We start from the raw sequence: 15,824 nt of genomic DNA, 5'->3' as shown, positions 1-15,824 counted from the left end.
AGTAGATCACGTGTACTGCAGGTCAATGGTGGATTGCGCCCGCATACGTCGCCACGCCGCATGCGCACTACCGGTACGTGTAGGATCCCGGATGTGCCCCGATCCGACACCAGATCCGCAGCGAGGACGATCACCCGCGAGGAAATCGTCGACGCCGCCATCCGGGTGATCGACAGGGATGGTCCGCGGCCGAGCATGGACGACATCGCCCGCGAGGCCCGCATCACCAAACCTCGGCTGTATCGCCAATTCGCCGACAAGGCTGATCTCTACACCGAGATCGGCAATCGGATGGCCAAGGCAGCAGGCGCTGCCGCAGGCAATGATCTCACCCTCATGCTGCAGCCGCCGCGCACCGCGCTGCACCGCGTCCTCGCCGGTTACGCCGACAGTATTCTCCAGCACCCCAACGTTTTTCGATTCCTCGGGCAAGCGCACGTCACGCAACACGCCGATGGTTCGGTGCTCCAATTCGACCTCGGTCGCGCCGCGGCGGGCCGCTTCGCCGCGCAGGCGCGTGAGGTAGCCGAATCCATCCAGATCGACGCGACCGGCATCGAATACTTGGCTCGCGCGGTCGTCGGAGTCGTCGTCTCGATCACCGATCTGTGGCTCGGAGATTCGGAGGTCCCGCGCCCCGCGACGACGGTCGAATTCGTCGAGCAGGCTACCGAATTCGTCTGGGGCCTCATCGACGGCTTCCTGTGCCGCCAGGGCATCTCGGCAGACCCGGACATCCCGATCTTCACGTCCTTGGCGGCAGTCAACCAGTCACAACAGCCCGCAACCTGACCGGGCTGCCCCGCGGGCCGTGTGGCTGTAACGCGGGCGGTGTTCCCAATGTAGGGGAACGATTGTCGACCCGCTGTTACGTCATACTCCAATCTGTCGTTGGTGCCGGGCCGTACGTGTGCGGCCCCCAAACCGCCCGGTGAGTGAGGATGCGATGCCACTGTTCGTGTGCCCGATGACATGCGGTGTCCGCGTCGACAGTGGTCGGGTGACGAGGTGACCGCCAATGCCAAACGATGGATGCCGGAGGGCATAGAACCTCCCGCGGGCGCGACAGCGGGCCTCATCGAGGCTGTCACGACTGCGCGGGTGGTGATTCAAACGTCGGCGGATCAGTTGGCGACCGGATCGTCGGCGGATCCGCCAAACCTGTTGAAGCTCCTGTCCGACAAGAAGCTTGTCGATACGCAGAACAAGTCTGTCATGGTCGACAACTATTCGTCGCGTCTGGATGAGGTCCGCGCGATCAAGTCCGACATAAAGAAGCAGGACGAGGGCATCGACATGTCCTCCTATGGCGTATTCGACGTCTCGAGCCAGACATTCACCAGTATCAAAGAAGAGGCCAAGGGCCTGGCCGACGCCTTGGCGGCCGCTCCCGCAGTGCTCGAGAAGCATGAGAATCTCACCGCGTCTCAGGAAGCACCGCTCATCACCGCCGCCTTGAATGCGTCAGAGAGTGTGCGCAAGAAGGTGGAAGAGGCGAACAAGCAGGTTGACGACCATAGGAAGGATGTCGAAAAGGCGACATCCACGTATGCCTCGAAGCCTGGCTACGTGCCGAGCTATTCCGGTCGTTCCGGTGGTGGTCGACGGGGTTCCTCGTACGGTCCATACAGGGCCCCGTCGGCTTCCGACTACGCGAAGTACACGGGCACCACTACGGTCAACCAGGCCATTGAGGGTGCGCTCGATGCGCTCGGGATCAAAGATCCGGTGGCTCGCGAGAATTGGCGGAAGGGCTATCTGGTCCTGATCGAACGCGAATCGAGCAACAACCCCAACGCCATCAACCTGGAGGACAGCAATGCCGACGATGGTCACCCCTCTGAGGGTCTCGCTCAGTGCATTCCGAGCACATTCCGTGAAAACCATGTCCCCGGGACCTCCAACTTCATCAGAGATCCGGTCGCCAACGTCGCCGCCAGCATGAACTACGTGATGCGCACGTACGGCGTCTCGAGAGATGGCAGTAATCTGGCGGCTGAAGTTCCCCAGGCCAACCCCGCTGTTGCCGGGCACGGATACTGAGCGCACCTGCGGCACGGAGATTCGACGCGGGTTCGTCGATATTTCCGCTATCGGGCCGACGTGTACCCGCCTTGTTGACATCATGCCAATAGTGGTGGAATCTGATGTCGACGGGCCGGCGGCGAGGCCGGCCCCGAGGCGAGCAAAGGATCGGACGATGGCACGCGCCGCGTGGAGTGATGACGAGGTCGAAGCGGTACGAGACCTGGCCAAGAACTTCTTCGAAAAGGAAGTCGTCCCGCATGAGGAGAAGTTCGTCGCCCAGGGGCATCCCGACCGCGCGCTGTACAACCGCGCAGGCGAACTCGGTCTGCTGTGCACCGCGCTGCCGAGTGAATACGGCGGCGGTGGAGGCACTTTCGCGCATGACGCGGCCATCATCGAGGAGCAGGCGTTCGCAGGAGACGGCGCACTCGGCATGCCCGTGCACAGCTCGATCATCGCGCCATACCTCAACGAGTTCGGGTCCGAGGAACTGAAGCGGCGGGTGCTGCCGAAGGCCGCGAGCGGCGAGATGGTGCTGTCGATCGGTATGACCGAACCGGGCACCGGCTCGGACCTGCAGAACATCAAGACCAGGGCGGTCCGTGAGGGCGACGAATACGTCATCACCGGCTCGAAGATCTTCATCACCAACGGCTGGTTGTGTGACGGCATCATCATCGCCGTGAAAACCGACCCGACCAAGGGCGCCGCAGGCGTTTCGCTGATTTTCGCCGAGGTCGGCGACAACACCCCGGGATTCAAGCGGGGTCGCATCCTGAACAAGATCGGCGGCAAAGCTCAGGACACCGCGGAGCTGTTCTTCGACGGCCTGCGGGTGCCGGCCTCGAACCTGTTCGGGGAGGCCGAGGGCCAAGGCTTCTACCAAATGATGCAGCTGCTCGCCCAGGAGCGACTGGTGACCGCGATCATCGCGGTGGCCATGATGGAGAAGGCCGTCGCGCTGACCGTCGACTACACCAAGGGCCGAGAGGCATTCGGCAAGCCGCTGTTCGCGATGCAGAACACCAAGTTCGAGCTGGCCGAGTGCGCGACCATCGCCACGGTGAGTCGCACCTTCCTGGACGATTGCATCGTCAAGCACCTGCGCGGCGAGTTGGACATTCCCACTGCTGCGATGTCCAAGTACTGGCTCACCGATCAGCTGGGTATCGTGGTCGACCGCTGCCTGCAACTGTTCGGCGGCTACGGCTACATGACGGAGTATCCGATTTCCCAGCTCTACACCGGCGCCCGCGTCCTGCGCATCCTCGCGGGTAGCAACGAGGTGATGAAGGATCTCATTGCACGGTCTCTCTGAAGTCAGGGGCGAGACGGCTTCGTCGGCGGCCGCATCCTCCGACGAGGCGCAGCCGCGCAGGCGCAGGCTGGAACCCGATGAGCGGCGCGCGCAGATCCTTGCCTGCGCGATCGACATGTTCGGTGAGCGTCCCTACGCGGCAGTCTCGACCGCCGAGCTGGCTCAGCGCGCAGGTGTGGCGCGCGGCCTGATCAATCACTACTTCGGCAACAAGCGCGACCTCTACCTCGCCGTGGTGCGCCGGATGGTCACCTTGCCGCGGCTCGACGACATGGTGACGCCGAGCGGCACCGATCGCGAGCGAGTCGACGCCAGCGTGCACTGGTTGCTGGACGTGATCTCCGAACACGGCAGCACCTGGGTGAAGGTGACAAGTCACGAGGGCGTCGGCAACGACCCCGAGGTGCAGCACATACTCGACCAAGCCGACGACGCGGCCGCCGAGCGCATGCTGCTGATGGTCGGACGCGCCGAATCGACACACAGTGCGGAATTGCGCGCGATGGTCCGCGCCTTCGGTGGTCTGGTGAAGGTGGCCGGGCGGGAGTGGATCACCCGAGGCACACTTACCCGCGAACAGGTGCACGTGTTGCTCGCGGACATGCTGATGACGTTGATGACCGAAACGATGCCGAAAGTGGACCCGCGCCGGTGAGCGCGGAGGCGGCCCGTTCGCGCTGCTAGGTCAGCTCACGGGCCGGCTCGCCCGATGTCGTGGTGCCGCGCGGCGCGGCGCCGTAGCGAACGTGCCGGACATGTCCCGGCGCGTGCCCCTGTCTGCCGTACTTCAGCTCGATCACTTCCTCGCGGCGATGCTCGATGACCAGCGCGCCGATGCCCGCTATCCACAGCATGGCGGTGGCAATCGCGCCGATCTGCGTCCAGCCGGTGAACCCGTATCCGGCTGCGGTGAGGGTGCACGCCATCGCCACGATGCCGAGAGCGCACAGGATCAGGCCGGGCACGTTGTAGTCGTCGCCGAGCAGATCGCCCGCATGAGCGTGCCACGGCCGCCCTTGGGTCGAATCGGTACTACCGAACATGTCTCCTCCTGGTTTCGAGTCAGCACATGATCAGCGATTTCACCCTGTGATCAGCATGGACCTCGGCCGCGCGATCCGCGAGGGGTGTTTGCTGGTTCGTTATTCCGGGGCGGGCGCAGCGGAAGTCGCACTGTTCCCACCGCTGCGAAATGTTGCTCCGGCTTCGTTATTACGCTTTGATGACGGCCGATTGGACGTTTCGGATGATCCTGCGGCTGTTCGCCCCTATTCTGTGTCGATATCGGGGCGGGTCCGGGCAGTCCGAGGCTCCTGCGCGGTTGTGGTGTGGAGAGGGACGGACCTGGCATGGCACGGATGGAACGCCGTGAGATCGAGCGCTGGCCAGAGGCGCAGCACGAGGAGAACTGGCAGCAGGAATCGGAATCCGAGGAGCGTTGGCCCGAGGCGGACGCCGAAGGACGCTGGGCGGAGACGCCGCAGCCCGGTCGTCGCCGGACGGGTCGGTTGCGGGTGGAGATTCCGCCCATCGTGAACCCGTATGCGATCGTCGCGCTGGTTGCCGCGTTGCTGGGGTTGTTTCCGGTGGCGATTGTGTTCGGTTTCATCGCCTTCAGCCATCCACGTGGCAAGGCGATGGCGGTGTCCGCACTGCTGATCGGGGTGGCCGAGGCGACGGCGCTCGCGGGATTCGTGGTGTTGTCCGGAACGGCATGGACCGATTCGGTGTCGCGCGCGAACAAGGTCGCCGAGGTATCGACCGTTGCCGCGCCGCCCGTGGTCGTGACGACGGTGGCGCCGACCACGGTCGCGCCGCCGCCGGTGACCACGACGTCCGCGGCGACCAACCTGGTCACTCCGAAGAAGGGCACGGCATGTTCGGACCCCGCGCTCATCGGTACGGGCGCGGACGGGAACACCCTGCTATGCCTGGCCACTCCGGCGAGTGGCGGCTACCAGTGGGCAGGGCCGTACACCATCGCGACGGCCGTGCAGCAGGCCGGGACGAAATGCGAAGTTTCCGGCACAACCAAGAGTGCACGCACCGCGGACGGTCATGCGCTGGCGTGCGAGAGCAAGGTGTGGGCGATGTGGACGGAGTAGCGCCGCGGTAGCTGTTAGTCGGCCTTCTTGGCCCGGCTCGGCTGTACGCGGGGCGGCTCGTTGGGCATCTTCGGATACTGCGGCGGCCACGGCGCGTCCATCAGGCCTGCGGCCATATCGCGTTCGGACATCGTCAGCAGCGATTCGATCGATTGCGGGGCACGGTCGGCCCACGGATCGCCGAGCGCGGCCAACCGCGCGGGCACGGTGGCGATGGTGAGTTCGTCGGGGACGATGGTGTCGAGTTCGGACCAGGCGATCGGCGTCGACACCTGGGCACCGACCTTCGGACGCACGCACCAGGCGCCGAAAACCGTTTTGTGCGGGGCGTTCTGGTTGAAGTCGATGAACACGCGACTGCCGCGTTCCTCTTTCCACCATTGCGCGGTGATCTCGTCGGGATGGCGGCGCTCGAGCTCGCGAGCCAAGGCCACAGCGGCGGCGCGAACCTGGTAACCATCCCAATTCGGTTCCAGCGCAACATAAATGTGCAGACCGCGAGAACCGGAGGTCTTGATCGAGGATTCGATGCCGAGTTCGGTGAACAGTTCGCGGGTCAGCACGGCGGCATACTTGAGATCGTCGAAGGTGATACCAGGGGAGGGGTCCAGGTCGATGCGCAGTTCGTCGGCGATCTTCAGATCGTCCACCTGATTGGGCCAGACGTGAAAGCCCAAGCAGCCCTGGTTCACCGCCCACAGGATATGCGCGAGATCATGCGCGACAAGGGCGTCGCTGGTGGTCCCGTTGGGTGTGGAGACCTCGACGGTGTGCAGCCAATCCGGCGCGGATTTCGGAACCCGCTTCTGGAACCACGATTTCCCCGACGCACCATCGGGATAGCGCTCGAGCAGCAGCGGTCGATTGCCGACCACTTTCAGGAACGGTTCGGCGACCGCCTGGTAGTAGTGCACCAGATCAAGTTTCGTTTCGCCGCGCTTGGTGAAATAGATCTTGTCGGGATTGCTGATGGCGACGGTTCTGCCGTCCACCTCGATATCGACGGACGTGCTCATCACTTTCCCTGGATTTCGGTGAAGAGGGTGCTCAATTCGGCGGGAGCGACCTCGTCGAGCTGGGCGTAGGTGCATGATTCCGGGGTCCGGTCGGCGCGGAAGCGAACCAGCCGGCCGCCGTGGCGCAAGCGGCCCGACTGCACATGTTCGTAGCGGACCTCGGCGACCAGCTCCGGGCGCAGCGCCTCCCAGGACAGGTCCTTGCCGCCGGTCCATCGGCTCACCCCGCCCGGCATCTTGCCGTCGGCCTTCGCCTGCGCGGCCGCATCGGCCCACTCCCGCCACGGATGGTTCTCCAGTGCGTGCTCGCGCAACGGTTTCAGCTCCTCGACCAGCGACTTGCGCTTGGCCGCAGTGAAGCTGCTCGCCACCCCGACATGATGCAGGTGCCCTTCGTCATCGAAAAGACCGAGCAGCAACGAGCCGACACCCTCGCCGTCCTTGTGCCAGCGGAAGCCGGCGACCACACAGTCAGCGGTGCGCTCGTGCTTGATCTTGAGCATCACCCTTTTGTCCTGCAGGTAGGCAAGATCGTTCGACTTGACCATGACGCCGTCGAAGCCCGCGCCCTCGAACCGGGTGAACCAGTCCTCGGCGATCTCGGGGTCCTCGGTGATCGGAGTGAGGTGCACCCTGGCGAATTCGGTGTCGAGAATGGTCGCCAGTAGTCGCCTGCGTTCGGCGAATGGTTCGCCGGTCAGATCCTTGTCACCGAGCGCAAGCAGATCGAAGGCGACGAAACTGGCCGGTGTTTCCTTGGCCAGCTTGTTCACACGCGAGGCCGCCGGGTGCAGACGATTCTGTAGCGTATCGAAATCGAGGCCCTGATCGGTGACCACGACGATTTCGCCGTCCACCACGCATTTCTCCGGCAGCGCCTGCATCAGCAATTCGGCGACCTCGGGGAAATACCTGGTCAGCGGGCGGTCGTTGCGTGACCCAAGTTCGATCTCGTCGCCGTCGCGGAAAACGACGCAGCGAAAGCCGTCCCATTTCGGTTCATAGCTCAGGCCCGGCTCACGCGGTACCGACGGGGCTGTTTTCGCCAGCATCGGCCGGACTGGTGGCATCACCGGTAGGTCCACGCGCTCCTCCTCGGTTTGTTCCTCACCCATGTCGACGCCGTAGCCGACGAAGATTCATCGGTTATCGCGGGCTGGGGCTCCGGCTCGATCGTAGGTCCCAGGTCCGACAACATCGTGAACTTCGGGCAACCGGGCTGCGGTGATGTCGGGCCGGGCAACCGGTGCGCGCAGGTCTGGAGCTGCAGTGATCGGCCGCAGCTCCATCGCGGCTACCTACGTGTTCGGGCCGAGCTCATTCGAGCCAGCCGTGCTGGTCGGCATAGGCGGTGAGGCGATCGCGGATCGTCAGGATTTCGCCCGCGGTCAATGCCGGGCTCGCGTCCAGGAGCAGTTCGGTGATCTGGCGCTTGTGCTCGGCGGCCGTCAGCTGGCCTGGGGAGGATGATCGGTCCTTTTTGTGTCGAGGGGGAGGAGCCGATGCTGCCTGCTGGCCGCCGACCACGGTCAGATTGACCGCTTTGGGCCCACGGTCGCCCTCGGTCACCTCGAATTCGAACACCCGACCCTGGCGCAGCTCGTCCTCGTCGAGACCGATGTCGTTCACGTGGACGAACACATCCGGTCCACCGTCATCGGGACGAATGAACCCGAACCCCCGAGAGCTGTCGAACGACACCAATTTCCCGATGGACACCAACACCCGCTCCTCGCCGTTGCTATTCGGCCACTTTAGCTCGCATTTTCCCCGTCGTTGGATGAAAGCGCCTTTTGTAACGAATTGAAGACGGTGAGCCCTTGACCGACCATTCCGTTGACCAATTCCCCGACGCCGTCCGGCCCGTTCAGGACCGTGAGGTTCGCGTTCGCCAGTCCGTTGGACGCCTGCTTGACGATCTCCGGCAACTGCTCGATCAGCAACTGGTCCAACGCGATCCGATTGTTCGATGCGGCCGCATCGGCCTGGATCCTGGTCCGGTCGGCCTCGGCCTCGGCCAGGATGCGCACCCGTTCCGCCTCCGCGAGTGCGGGTTTCACCACCTCGGCCTGCAACTGTTGTTCGCGCAGTTCGGCTTCCTTACGGGCCTGTTCGGCCTGCGCGGTCAGCACCTCCTGCATGGCCTTGGCCTCGGCCAGCGGCCCTGCCTGCGCCGCCTCGGCATTGGCTTTGTCGATATCGCGCTGATACTGGGCCTTCAGGATCGCGGTCTCGCGCTGGTACTCGGCCCGTCGGCGCAGCGACTCCTGCTCGGCCTCCGCGGCGAGCTGCGCGGCTTGTGATTGCGCGATCTGCGCGTCACGCTGCACCGCGGCGTTGTGCGGGGCCGCGAGTGCGGTGATGTAGCCGAGGTTGCCGTCATCGATGGACTGGATCTGGAAGGAGTCCACCCACAACCCGATATTGCTCATCTCGACCTTGGACGCGACAAGCACTTCGTCGGCGAGGCGCTGCCGTTCGCGAATGATTTCCTCGACCGTCATCGAACCGACGATCGAGCGCAGATGACCGGAGAAGATGCGCCCGGTGAGCACCGACATCTCCCGCTCCTGCTCCGACAGGAAGCGTTGTGCCGCATTGACGATCGACTTCTCGTCATTGGCGACCTTGAACGCGATCACCGCGCGCACCTCGAGTTGGATGGCCTGCTTGGTGACGCAGCGCTCCTTGATTTCCGCCTCGAACATCGCCAGCGACAGATAGCTCACCTTGCGGAAGAAGGGCATCACCCATTTGCCGCGTCCGATCACCACCCCGAACGGCACATCGTCCTTGCTCTTGGCGCCACTGACGAGCATTGCTTCGTCCGGATCAGGTACGTGATACCCCAGCACGTCGACTCCCTACTTGTTTACATTTTCTCGGGTAGATCCGTCTGCAACGGAATCCACGGAACCACATCGACGATGCGCCCCGGATTGACGGTGATGATCAACACGGTGGTTCCCGCCGGAATCGGCTCCTCCGCCCGTGCGATATAGAGCTCCGTCCCCCCGCGAATCGCCACCAAAACCTCCCCCAACATTCCGGCACCCCGAATCGCCGCCGTCAGCGTACCCGTCAAACCCCGCACGGGGTCGGTCATCGCGGTGAACTCCTCGGACTAGACACCAGGGCTGTCAGCCTACGCGTCGGAGCGGAATTCGGCCTCGGAGTAAATGGCGTCGGGTCGTCGATTACGGGTGTCGCTGTTCGCTGAGCGCTTCGGCGACGATATGGCCGACCGAGCGCTTGGTGAGATAGTGCGCGACGTCGTGCGGTTGTGCGCCATTGTCGATGGCGGGATGTGTTGTCGGCACGACCGTGCCGCCGGGGCCGGGTGGGAAGAAAGGGGCCAGGTCCAGGTGTGCCGCGACGATATCGTCACGGTCGGCGATATTCTCCCAGCGGGCGAGCGCGGGTGGAACGATCGGCGGCTGCGGACGCAGGCGCGGGTAGATGATCGACTGCAAGGCGAGCGGGGAACCGAGGGTGATCAGCGTGACCGGCCCCGGGGCGTGGTGCAGGGCCTCGTAGGCGACCACCGAACCGAGCGAATGTCCGATGACCAGCCTGGTCTCTGGTCCGATCAGGTCGAGCACCTGCTGCTGGGCATGCTTGCGCACAGCTTCGTCGGAGAGGTACCGGGTGACCTGCGCCAGCGACCGGTTGACGAACTTCTCCGCGAGCCCGAATCCGAAGGGCGCGAACCACTTCAGTCTGGTTAGCGCGTTGGTGGCGAACCTGGCCTTCGCCCCGATTCCCTGTTGGCCCACGTCGCCGAGCGCGGCGTTGTCGAGGTAGCGCTGTGCTTCCATCCGATCTCGCGAGTTGCCGGCCTGCGCCGCCGCCGTCGCGAGCCAAGCCGCGGCGAGCTGTTCGCTGAGTTCCTGATCGTCATCGCCGATCGGAGCGGCGCCACCCTGAGCACCGGGATCCAGAAAAGCGTTGCCGTAGAAGGCCATCCGAACCTCGGGGGCCCCCGGCAGCGGACCGCGCCACAACCGATCGGCCAGTTCGGGATGCCCGGCCGCGCGAACTCCGCCCGCCAGTGCGGGGATCCACTGGGCCTCCAGCACCTCCGCTGCATATTGTTCCTGCGCGATGCCATGCACGAGCACTATCGCTGCCATATTTCACGGCCCCCGGTTGTCACTCGCCACGGTGTGACGTTCTAGTACGTTCCTATCACGGCGGGCAAACCGCGGTGGTCGTCCGCGCAAAAATATGAGGTCCGTTAGCCGGGTTCCCGAGGGCGGTAGGTTGCCTGAATGGGAGGAAGGCTCGCGCTGGTCGTCGGATCCGAGTGCGTTGCGCTGGGGGAGTTGGGGTTCACCGGCGCTGCGGGCACGGCAGCGACCATACGGCGACGTTGGAAGCAGCCAATGCGGGGTTCCCGTTTCGCGAGGGAAGGTAGGTTGCCTGAATGGGAGGAAGGCTCGCGCTGGTCGTCGGATCCGAATGCGGGGCGCTGGGGGAACTGGGGTTCACCGGCGAACTCGCGACCGGTCTGTACGAGAGTTTGAAATCGACCGGCGGTTGGCAAGCCGCGACCGATGCCGACGGGCCACTGCTCAATCCGACTGCGGCGCAGCTCAGTTCGGCGGTCGGAGCGGCATTCGCGGCCGCAGCGCAGCAGCAGGCCACACTGTTGATCGGGTTCATCGGGCATGGGACGGCGACCAGTGCCGAGGACTTCTTTCTGCTCGGTCAGGATTCGCCGTCGATGCCGGACTCCCACACGGCATTTCATCTCATCCAGGAGATTCGGGAGCGACTGAACAGGTCGGCGCTCGATGGGCTGGTGGTGCTGGTGGATGCGTGCGAGACCGAGCAGGGCCTCTTCGGCGCGGCCCGTCGATGGCCGGAATTGCTGGCCAGGGCGGCGGGTCGGATGGAGCTGTTGGTCGCCGCGGGTGACGGCCCCGCGTATGCGGGCTGCTTCACTCGAACGATGTTGTCCACCTTCGCTTCCGGGCTGCCATTGCGTGGCGAGAATCTGTTGCCGTCGGATCTGGTCGACCCGATTGCGACGGTGTGCACCAGGCAGCAGCCCGAACATCTGTCCTTCACCTCGGGCACTGTCACCGTCAGCGAGGGCGGTGACCCTGGCCTGTGGCTGGTGCCGAATATCGCACGTCGCCGCGATGCGGTCACCGGCCGGCCGGCCGCAGGTTTCGTCGACCAGCTGACCAGTAGGTTGTTGCTCACCGCCGCGGTGAGGGAGACCCTCGACGACATCATCGAAGCCGGCAGCAACCGATTGCGCGGCGTCATCGGGCCGCCGGGTGTCGGCAAGTCGACCCTGCTGGCCATGCTCATCCGGCCCAGTCTCGTCGACACTCTGCCCATCTCGCCCGAATACATCACTGCCGCTATCTTTTTGACGGTGAACAGTTCGGTCGACGCGGTGGCCGCCGAGCTGTCGGCGCAATTGACCGCCAGGGTGCCCGGGTTCGCCACGGCCGCGCGGACCGCACGCGAGCTCGACGAACACAACGGCACCGCTCATGACGTGTTCGACATCGAGGTTCGACATCCGTTGGCGCGGTTGGCAAAAGACGGTAGACGGGTCACCGTGATCGTCGACGGGCTCAACCATCCGGAAGTCGGCACCCGACAATTGCTGATCGATGTCGTCACCGATCTGACGCGCAGCGATGATCTTCGTCAGGTGCGGGTCATCCTCGGTATTCGACAGGGCATGGGGATCGAGGATGCTCCGGCGCTCGCCCATATGCACCGCATCGTGGTCTCCGAGCCGGTCGCCGAGGACATCGCCGCCACAGTGGAGTCGGCGCGGGATAGTCGTATGGTGCTCGACGAGCGCGAGTGGACAGCATGGACGGATGTGCTCTTGGCCGAAACACCTTCGACCCGTGGTGATTCCGACTCGGTGACAGCCGGCTGGCTGATGGCTCGGCTGCTGACCGAGATCCCCGGTGCGATGGCCGATCAGGCGATGGTGCGCGACGTCGACCTCGACGATGTGGTGGCCTTGCGCATCGGGGCCGCCCTGCAGGTCGCGGGTGCGGCAACGGCCGGGACGATCGGCGCGCTGCTCGGTGTCCTCGCCGCCGCGGGCGTCGGGCCTGCGCTGCCGATCGAAGTGCTCGACGCGGCGATGGAGTGGATGGGCCACCAGACCGAGATTGCCCGCCTGCGTGACCTCACGGTCGGTCTCGGCTCGTTGGTCACTCGTAGCCGACCGGGCACCGCCCGCGAGGCGGTCGGCGTGACCCATGCCGCGTTGCTGGCCGGACTGCGGGCCGAATGCCGCAGGCTCGGAGTGGAACTCGACGAGGGCCACCGGGCGATCATCGCGGCGATCGAGGACAACGGCGCCAAGAGTGCCACCACTTACGCCCGCGGCGCGGCGGTGCGCCACTACCTGGCCTTCGGCAATTCCGCGGCCGCCTTCGACTTCCTCGAGCAACTGCAGACGCCGCGCGCCGCCGACAATCGCGACCTGTGGTCGGCGTGGCTGCCGAGCTTCACCGCGGTCATGGGCGCGGATCATCACGACACCCTGCGCGTGCGCAACCGCCTTGCGAACAGCCGCGGCCGCAGCGGCGACATCAATACCGCCATCGAAGAACTCGAGAATCTCGGCCGTGATCAGGCGCGAGTGCTCGGCGATCAGCACATCGACACCCTCACCACTCGCCTCCACACCGCCGACTGGCGGGGGCATACCGGCCGTTTGGAGCGCGCCGTCGCCGAACTCGAACGGCTCGTGATCGATTACATCCGCGTGTGTGGCGCCGACCATCCGTGGACCCTGCGCGTGCGCAACAGTCTGGCGTATTGGCGCAGCGAACGCGGTAGCCTGCGCCGCGCCATCACCGAATTCGAGCAGATCATCGAGGACCAGTCGAAAATTCTCGGCACCGCCGACCCCGAAACCCTGCGTACCCGACATGATCTCGCCCGCAGTCGCGCGATGGCAGGTGAAATCGACCGCGCCCTAGCCGAGTTCGAACAGCTGCTCAGCGACCTGAATCGCCTGCTCGGCCGCGACCACGCCCAAACCGTGCGCACCCGCAACAGCATCGCTCGATGGTTGCGGGAGGGCGGCGAAACATCAAGGGCAATAGCAGAATACGAGTCGTTGCTCACCGACCAGTTCCGTATCTTCGGCCCTGACCACCCCGATACCCTGTACACCCGCAACTGTCTGGCCGCCTGCCACGGCGAAGCAGGTGACATCACCCGCGCGATCGCCGAATACGAACAACTGCTCGCCGATCAGGAACGCGTCCTCGGCCCCGATAACGCCCACACCCAACTGACGCGAAGCAACCTCGACTACTGGCGCGCCCACTCAGGCCGATAGCCCTGTGCCCGAGGGCGAGTGGTACCTGGTGTGCCACGACATCGGCCGCGCCGTTGCGCGGCCGATCGAGGGCGTCGTGCGAGGGGTAGGAACGCAACAGGGTCATGCCCGCGCACCGCCCGCCGTCTCGGGCACCGAGATGTGCCAGCCGACGCTTGTTACCGACGGCTCCAGGCTCAGCCTGCTCACCGCCGACTCCATCTGCCGGTCATCGCGCTGGTCGCCGGTCAGCTCTGCGCGTACCTCCACCCGGCCTGGGACGTCGGTGTTCGCGCTGGCCACCGAAACCAGCCGGAATTCCGTGCGCGTCAACGCCTGCACCAGCAGCGCGCGGACGTGTGCCTCGTGCTCGTCATTGGTCACGGCGACGAAGGCGTAGGAAGCGGGCTGCTCATCGGATGCGTCGGGCTGGCGATCTACGGCCCGCCCGGCCGCCCGCAGGGCGATATTGACCACGACGACCGCAACGGTGCCCGCCAGCGCGGTGCCGAGCATTCCCGCTCCGGCCAGTGCGCCGACAGCCGCCGAACACCAGAGTGTCGCAGCGGTATTCAATCCACGCACGTTCAATCCGTCGCGGATGATGACGCCCGCGCCCAGAAAGCCGATTCCGGACACGATCTGGGCCGCGACGCGGGTCGGGTCGGCGGTGGCGCCCTCGAACCCATTGGCCGACAGCAGGACGAACAGCGTCGCGCCCGCGGAGACGAGGGCATTGGTGCGCAGGCCCGCACCCCTGGCCCGATACTGCCGCTCGAAGCCGATCACCGTGCCGAAGCCGACGCCCGCGAGCAGCCGAATGATCATTTCTACTGTTGACATCACGCACTCCCTGACTGGTCGGCGCACCATCGGACAGCAGGCTACGAGGCTGGTCCCGTTCCGAAATCGGCTGTGGAGGTGTCGCCGGGTGAATTGTTGGCTAACAGGGTCGTCGAACTATCTCCGCCGGGCATCCGGCTCACCTCCTTCGGCTGTTGTGCGCACGGCAAAGCCGGGCGCGGTATCGGCAATCGCTGCGGAGTATGCGTGGGGATCCCGGCAAACCTGCCGGTGGAAGCCCTCCTCGTAAGACCTTTGGCACTTCACGGCGTAAACCCGACAGGTGTCGGGAGCCAATCGGGATCACCCCTTAATCCGGGGAGACCTGTCCTGACCCGGGGCGTCTCTCGACGTTCGGGGTCGCTGGCCTGTATCCGTGAAGGAGCCTCAGCGAACGATCGGCACCTTGCGCTGGCCAGTAAACACCCAAACGAAAGTATTGGCAATGCGACGTCCGGGCATGCGTCCCGTCCGGCGCTTCCAGGATTCATCGCCTAGAGCTGCCTGCCTGTGTCCAGGTGGGTCTATCGCTGTCCGTGGTGGGCCCTATGTGTTCCTGAACACAGCGTCAAGACCGATAGAGGCAGCGGTAGGCCGCGATCGTTTCGGCGCAGTGGTCGATGACCTCTTCCCTGGTGGCGCGCAGCGAACCATTGAGCCACGCGGAGAACATGCCCGCATTACCGCTGGCCATGGTGACCGCGGCCAGGCGGCGGCGGACCGGGTCTTCGATGTGGGCGAACAAGTGGTCCTGCATCAGGCGGGTGAACACCGGCATGACCGCGATGGTGGTCTGGCCGAGGCCGGTGCTCGAATACGGCTCGACCAGGAACAATCGCGACTTGCGCGGATCCGCGAGCACCTTGTCGACGAGTACTTCGGAAAGCGCATGGTCGCGCGCCGGATTGTCGGTGGCGGCGAATGCGGTCATCGGCTCGAGGAACTCGTCGGCCACTTGGCGATAGAGCTGGTCGAGCAGTTCGTCGCGGCTGGCGAAACTCTCATAGAAGTACCGGTCGGTGAGATTGGCCCGCCGACACACCGCGCGCATGGTGACCCCGGCAGCGCCGGATTCACCGATCAGGTCCAGCGCAGCTTCGAGCAGCGCGGCCCGCCGCGCCTGCCTGCGCTCGGTGAGCGTCGTGCCGCCCCAGATCCGGGGACCGGCGTCGTCGTCTGATTCCTGCCCTGTCTGCACC

General features: G+C 65.0%; 15 protein-coding genes and 1 riboswitch. Of the genes, 6 read left to right on the top strand and 9 right to left on the bottom strand.

Features of this window, described 5'->3' with window-relative positions:
* Positions 1–93 precede the first annotated feature (93 nt).
* The 4 genes from OHA42_RS28570 to OHA42_RS28555 all read left to right on the top strand — a co-directional run bounded on the left by OHA42_RS28570 (position 94) and on the right by OHA42_RS28555 (position 4,001).
* On the top strand, positions 94–792 hold the full coding sequence (locus OHA42_RS28570) for a TetR/AcrR family transcriptional regulator (protein WP_406230888.1): 699 nt from the start codon (positions 94–96) through the stop codon (positions 790–792).
* 216 nt (positions 793–1,008) lie between these two features.
* Positions 1,009–2,043 carry a transglycosylase SLT domain-containing protein gene (locus tag OHA42_RS28565; protein ID WP_406230887.1) on the top strand — a complete coding sequence of 345 codons (1,035 nt, stop codon included), beginning with the start codon at positions 1,009–1,011 and terminating at the stop codon, positions 2,041–2,043.
* A gap of 157 nt (positions 2,044–2,200) precedes the next feature.
* A complete protein-coding gene (locus tag OHA42_RS28560; protein WP_406230886.1) occupies positions 2,201–3,346 on the top strand; it encodes an acyl-CoA dehydrogenase family protein in 1,146 nt (381 codons plus the stop codon).
* A complete protein-coding gene (locus OHA42_RS28555; RefSeq protein WP_406230885.1) occupies positions 3,330–4,001 on the top strand; it encodes a TetR/AcrR family transcriptional regulator in 672 nt (223 codons plus the stop codon). Before OHA42_RS28560 ends, OHA42_RS28555 begins: the two co-directional genes overlap by 17 nt.
* Positions 4,002–4,026: 25 nt before the next feature.
* Here OHA42_RS28555 and OHA42_RS28550 read toward each other — a convergent pair whose 3' ends face one another.
* Positions 4,027–4,389, bottom strand: coding sequence for a hypothetical protein (locus OHA42_RS28550; RefSeq protein WP_406230884.1), 363 nt, complete (start codon positions 4,387–4,389; stop codon positions 4,027–4,029).
* Positions 4,390–4,695: 306 nt separating this feature from the next.
* Between OHA42_RS28550 and OHA42_RS28545 the strand changes: the two genes are divergently transcribed.
* Positions 4,696–5,451 carry a DUF4190 domain-containing protein gene (locus OHA42_RS28545; RefSeq protein WP_406230883.1) on the top strand — a complete coding sequence of 252 codons (756 nt, stop codon included), beginning with the start codon at positions 4,696–4,698 and terminating at the stop codon, positions 5,449–5,451.
* 14 nt (positions 5,452–5,465) lie between these two features.
* Here OHA42_RS28545 and ligD read toward each other — a convergent pair whose 3' ends face one another.
* The 6 genes from ligD to OHA42_RS28515 form a co-directional block, all read right to left on the bottom strand.
* On the bottom strand, positions 5,466–6,467 hold the full coding sequence (gene ligD / locus OHA42_RS28540; protein WP_406230882.1) for a non-homologous end-joining DNA ligase: 1,002 nt from the start codon (positions 6,465–6,467) through the stop codon (positions 5,466–5,468).
* Positions 6,467–7,552, bottom strand: coding sequence for an ATP-dependent DNA ligase (locus tag OHA42_RS28535; protein ID WP_406239653.1), 1,086 nt, complete (start codon positions 7,550–7,552; stop codon positions 6,467–6,469). Before OHA42_RS28535 ends, ligD begins: the two co-directional genes overlap by 1 nt.
* A 232-nt stretch (positions 7,553–7,784) precedes the next feature.
* Positions 7,785–8,192 (bottom strand): cold-shock protein, encoded by a 408-nt coding sequence (locus OHA42_RS28530; protein WP_406230881.1) that lies wholly within the window; start codon positions 8,190–8,192, stop codon positions 7,785–7,787.
* Positions 8,193–8,221: 29 nt separating this feature from the next.
* The gene (locus tag OHA42_RS28525; RefSeq protein ID WP_328402575.1) at positions 8,222–9,322 is read right to left on the bottom strand and encodes an SPFH domain-containing protein; all 1,101 of its coding nucleotides are present in this window, start codon (positions 9,320–9,322) and stop codon (positions 8,222–8,224) included.
* Positions 9,323–9,339: 17 nt separating this feature from the next.
* Complete coding sequence (locus OHA42_RS28520) at positions 9,340–9,573, bottom strand: hypothetical protein (protein ID WP_328402573.1); 234 nt, start codon at positions 9,571–9,573, stop codon at positions 9,340–9,342.
* 91 nt (positions 9,574–9,664) lie between these two features.
* A complete protein-coding gene (locus OHA42_RS28515) occupies positions 9,665–10,600 on the bottom strand; it encodes a hypothetical protein (RefSeq protein ID WP_406230880.1) in 936 nt (311 codons plus the stop codon).
* Between the two features lie 293 nt (positions 10,601–10,893).
* Here OHA42_RS28515 and OHA42_RS28510 point away from each other — a divergent pair, with 293 nt between their 5' ends.
* Positions 10,894–13,803, top strand: coding sequence for a tetratricopeptide repeat protein (locus tag OHA42_RS28510; RefSeq protein ID WP_406230879.1), 2,910 nt, complete (start codon positions 10,894–10,896; stop codon positions 13,801–13,803).
* Between the two features lie 102 nt (positions 13,804–13,905).
* On the opposite strand, the gene OHA42_RS28505 is transcribed toward OHA42_RS28510, so the two are convergent.
* Together OHA42_RS28505 and OHA42_RS28500 are read right to left on the bottom strand one after the other, a co-directional pair.
* Complete coding sequence (locus tag OHA42_RS28505) at positions 13,906–14,625, bottom strand: MgtC/SapB family protein (protein WP_406230878.1); 720 nt, start codon at positions 14,623–14,625, stop codon at positions 13,906–13,908.
* A gap of 234 nt (positions 14,626–14,859) precedes the next feature.
* Positions 14,860–15,031, bottom strand: a riboswitch (M-box (ykoK) riboswitch).
* Positions 15,032–15,193: 162 nt separating this feature from the next.
* On the bottom strand, positions 15,194–15,823 hold the full coding sequence (locus OHA42_RS28500; protein WP_406230877.1) for a TetR/AcrR family transcriptional regulator: 630 nt from the start codon (positions 15,821–15,823) through the stop codon (positions 15,194–15,196).
* Between the last annotated feature and the right edge of the window lies 1 nt (position 15,824).

It is taken from the genome of Nocardia sp. NBC_01009, from assembly GCF_045208035.1.
In the GTDB taxonomy this organism is placed as follows: Bacteria; Actinomycetota; Actinomycetes; order Mycobacteriales; family Mycobacteriaceae; genus Nocardia.
This window is presented reverse-complemented; position numbering and strand designations above follow the sequence as displayed.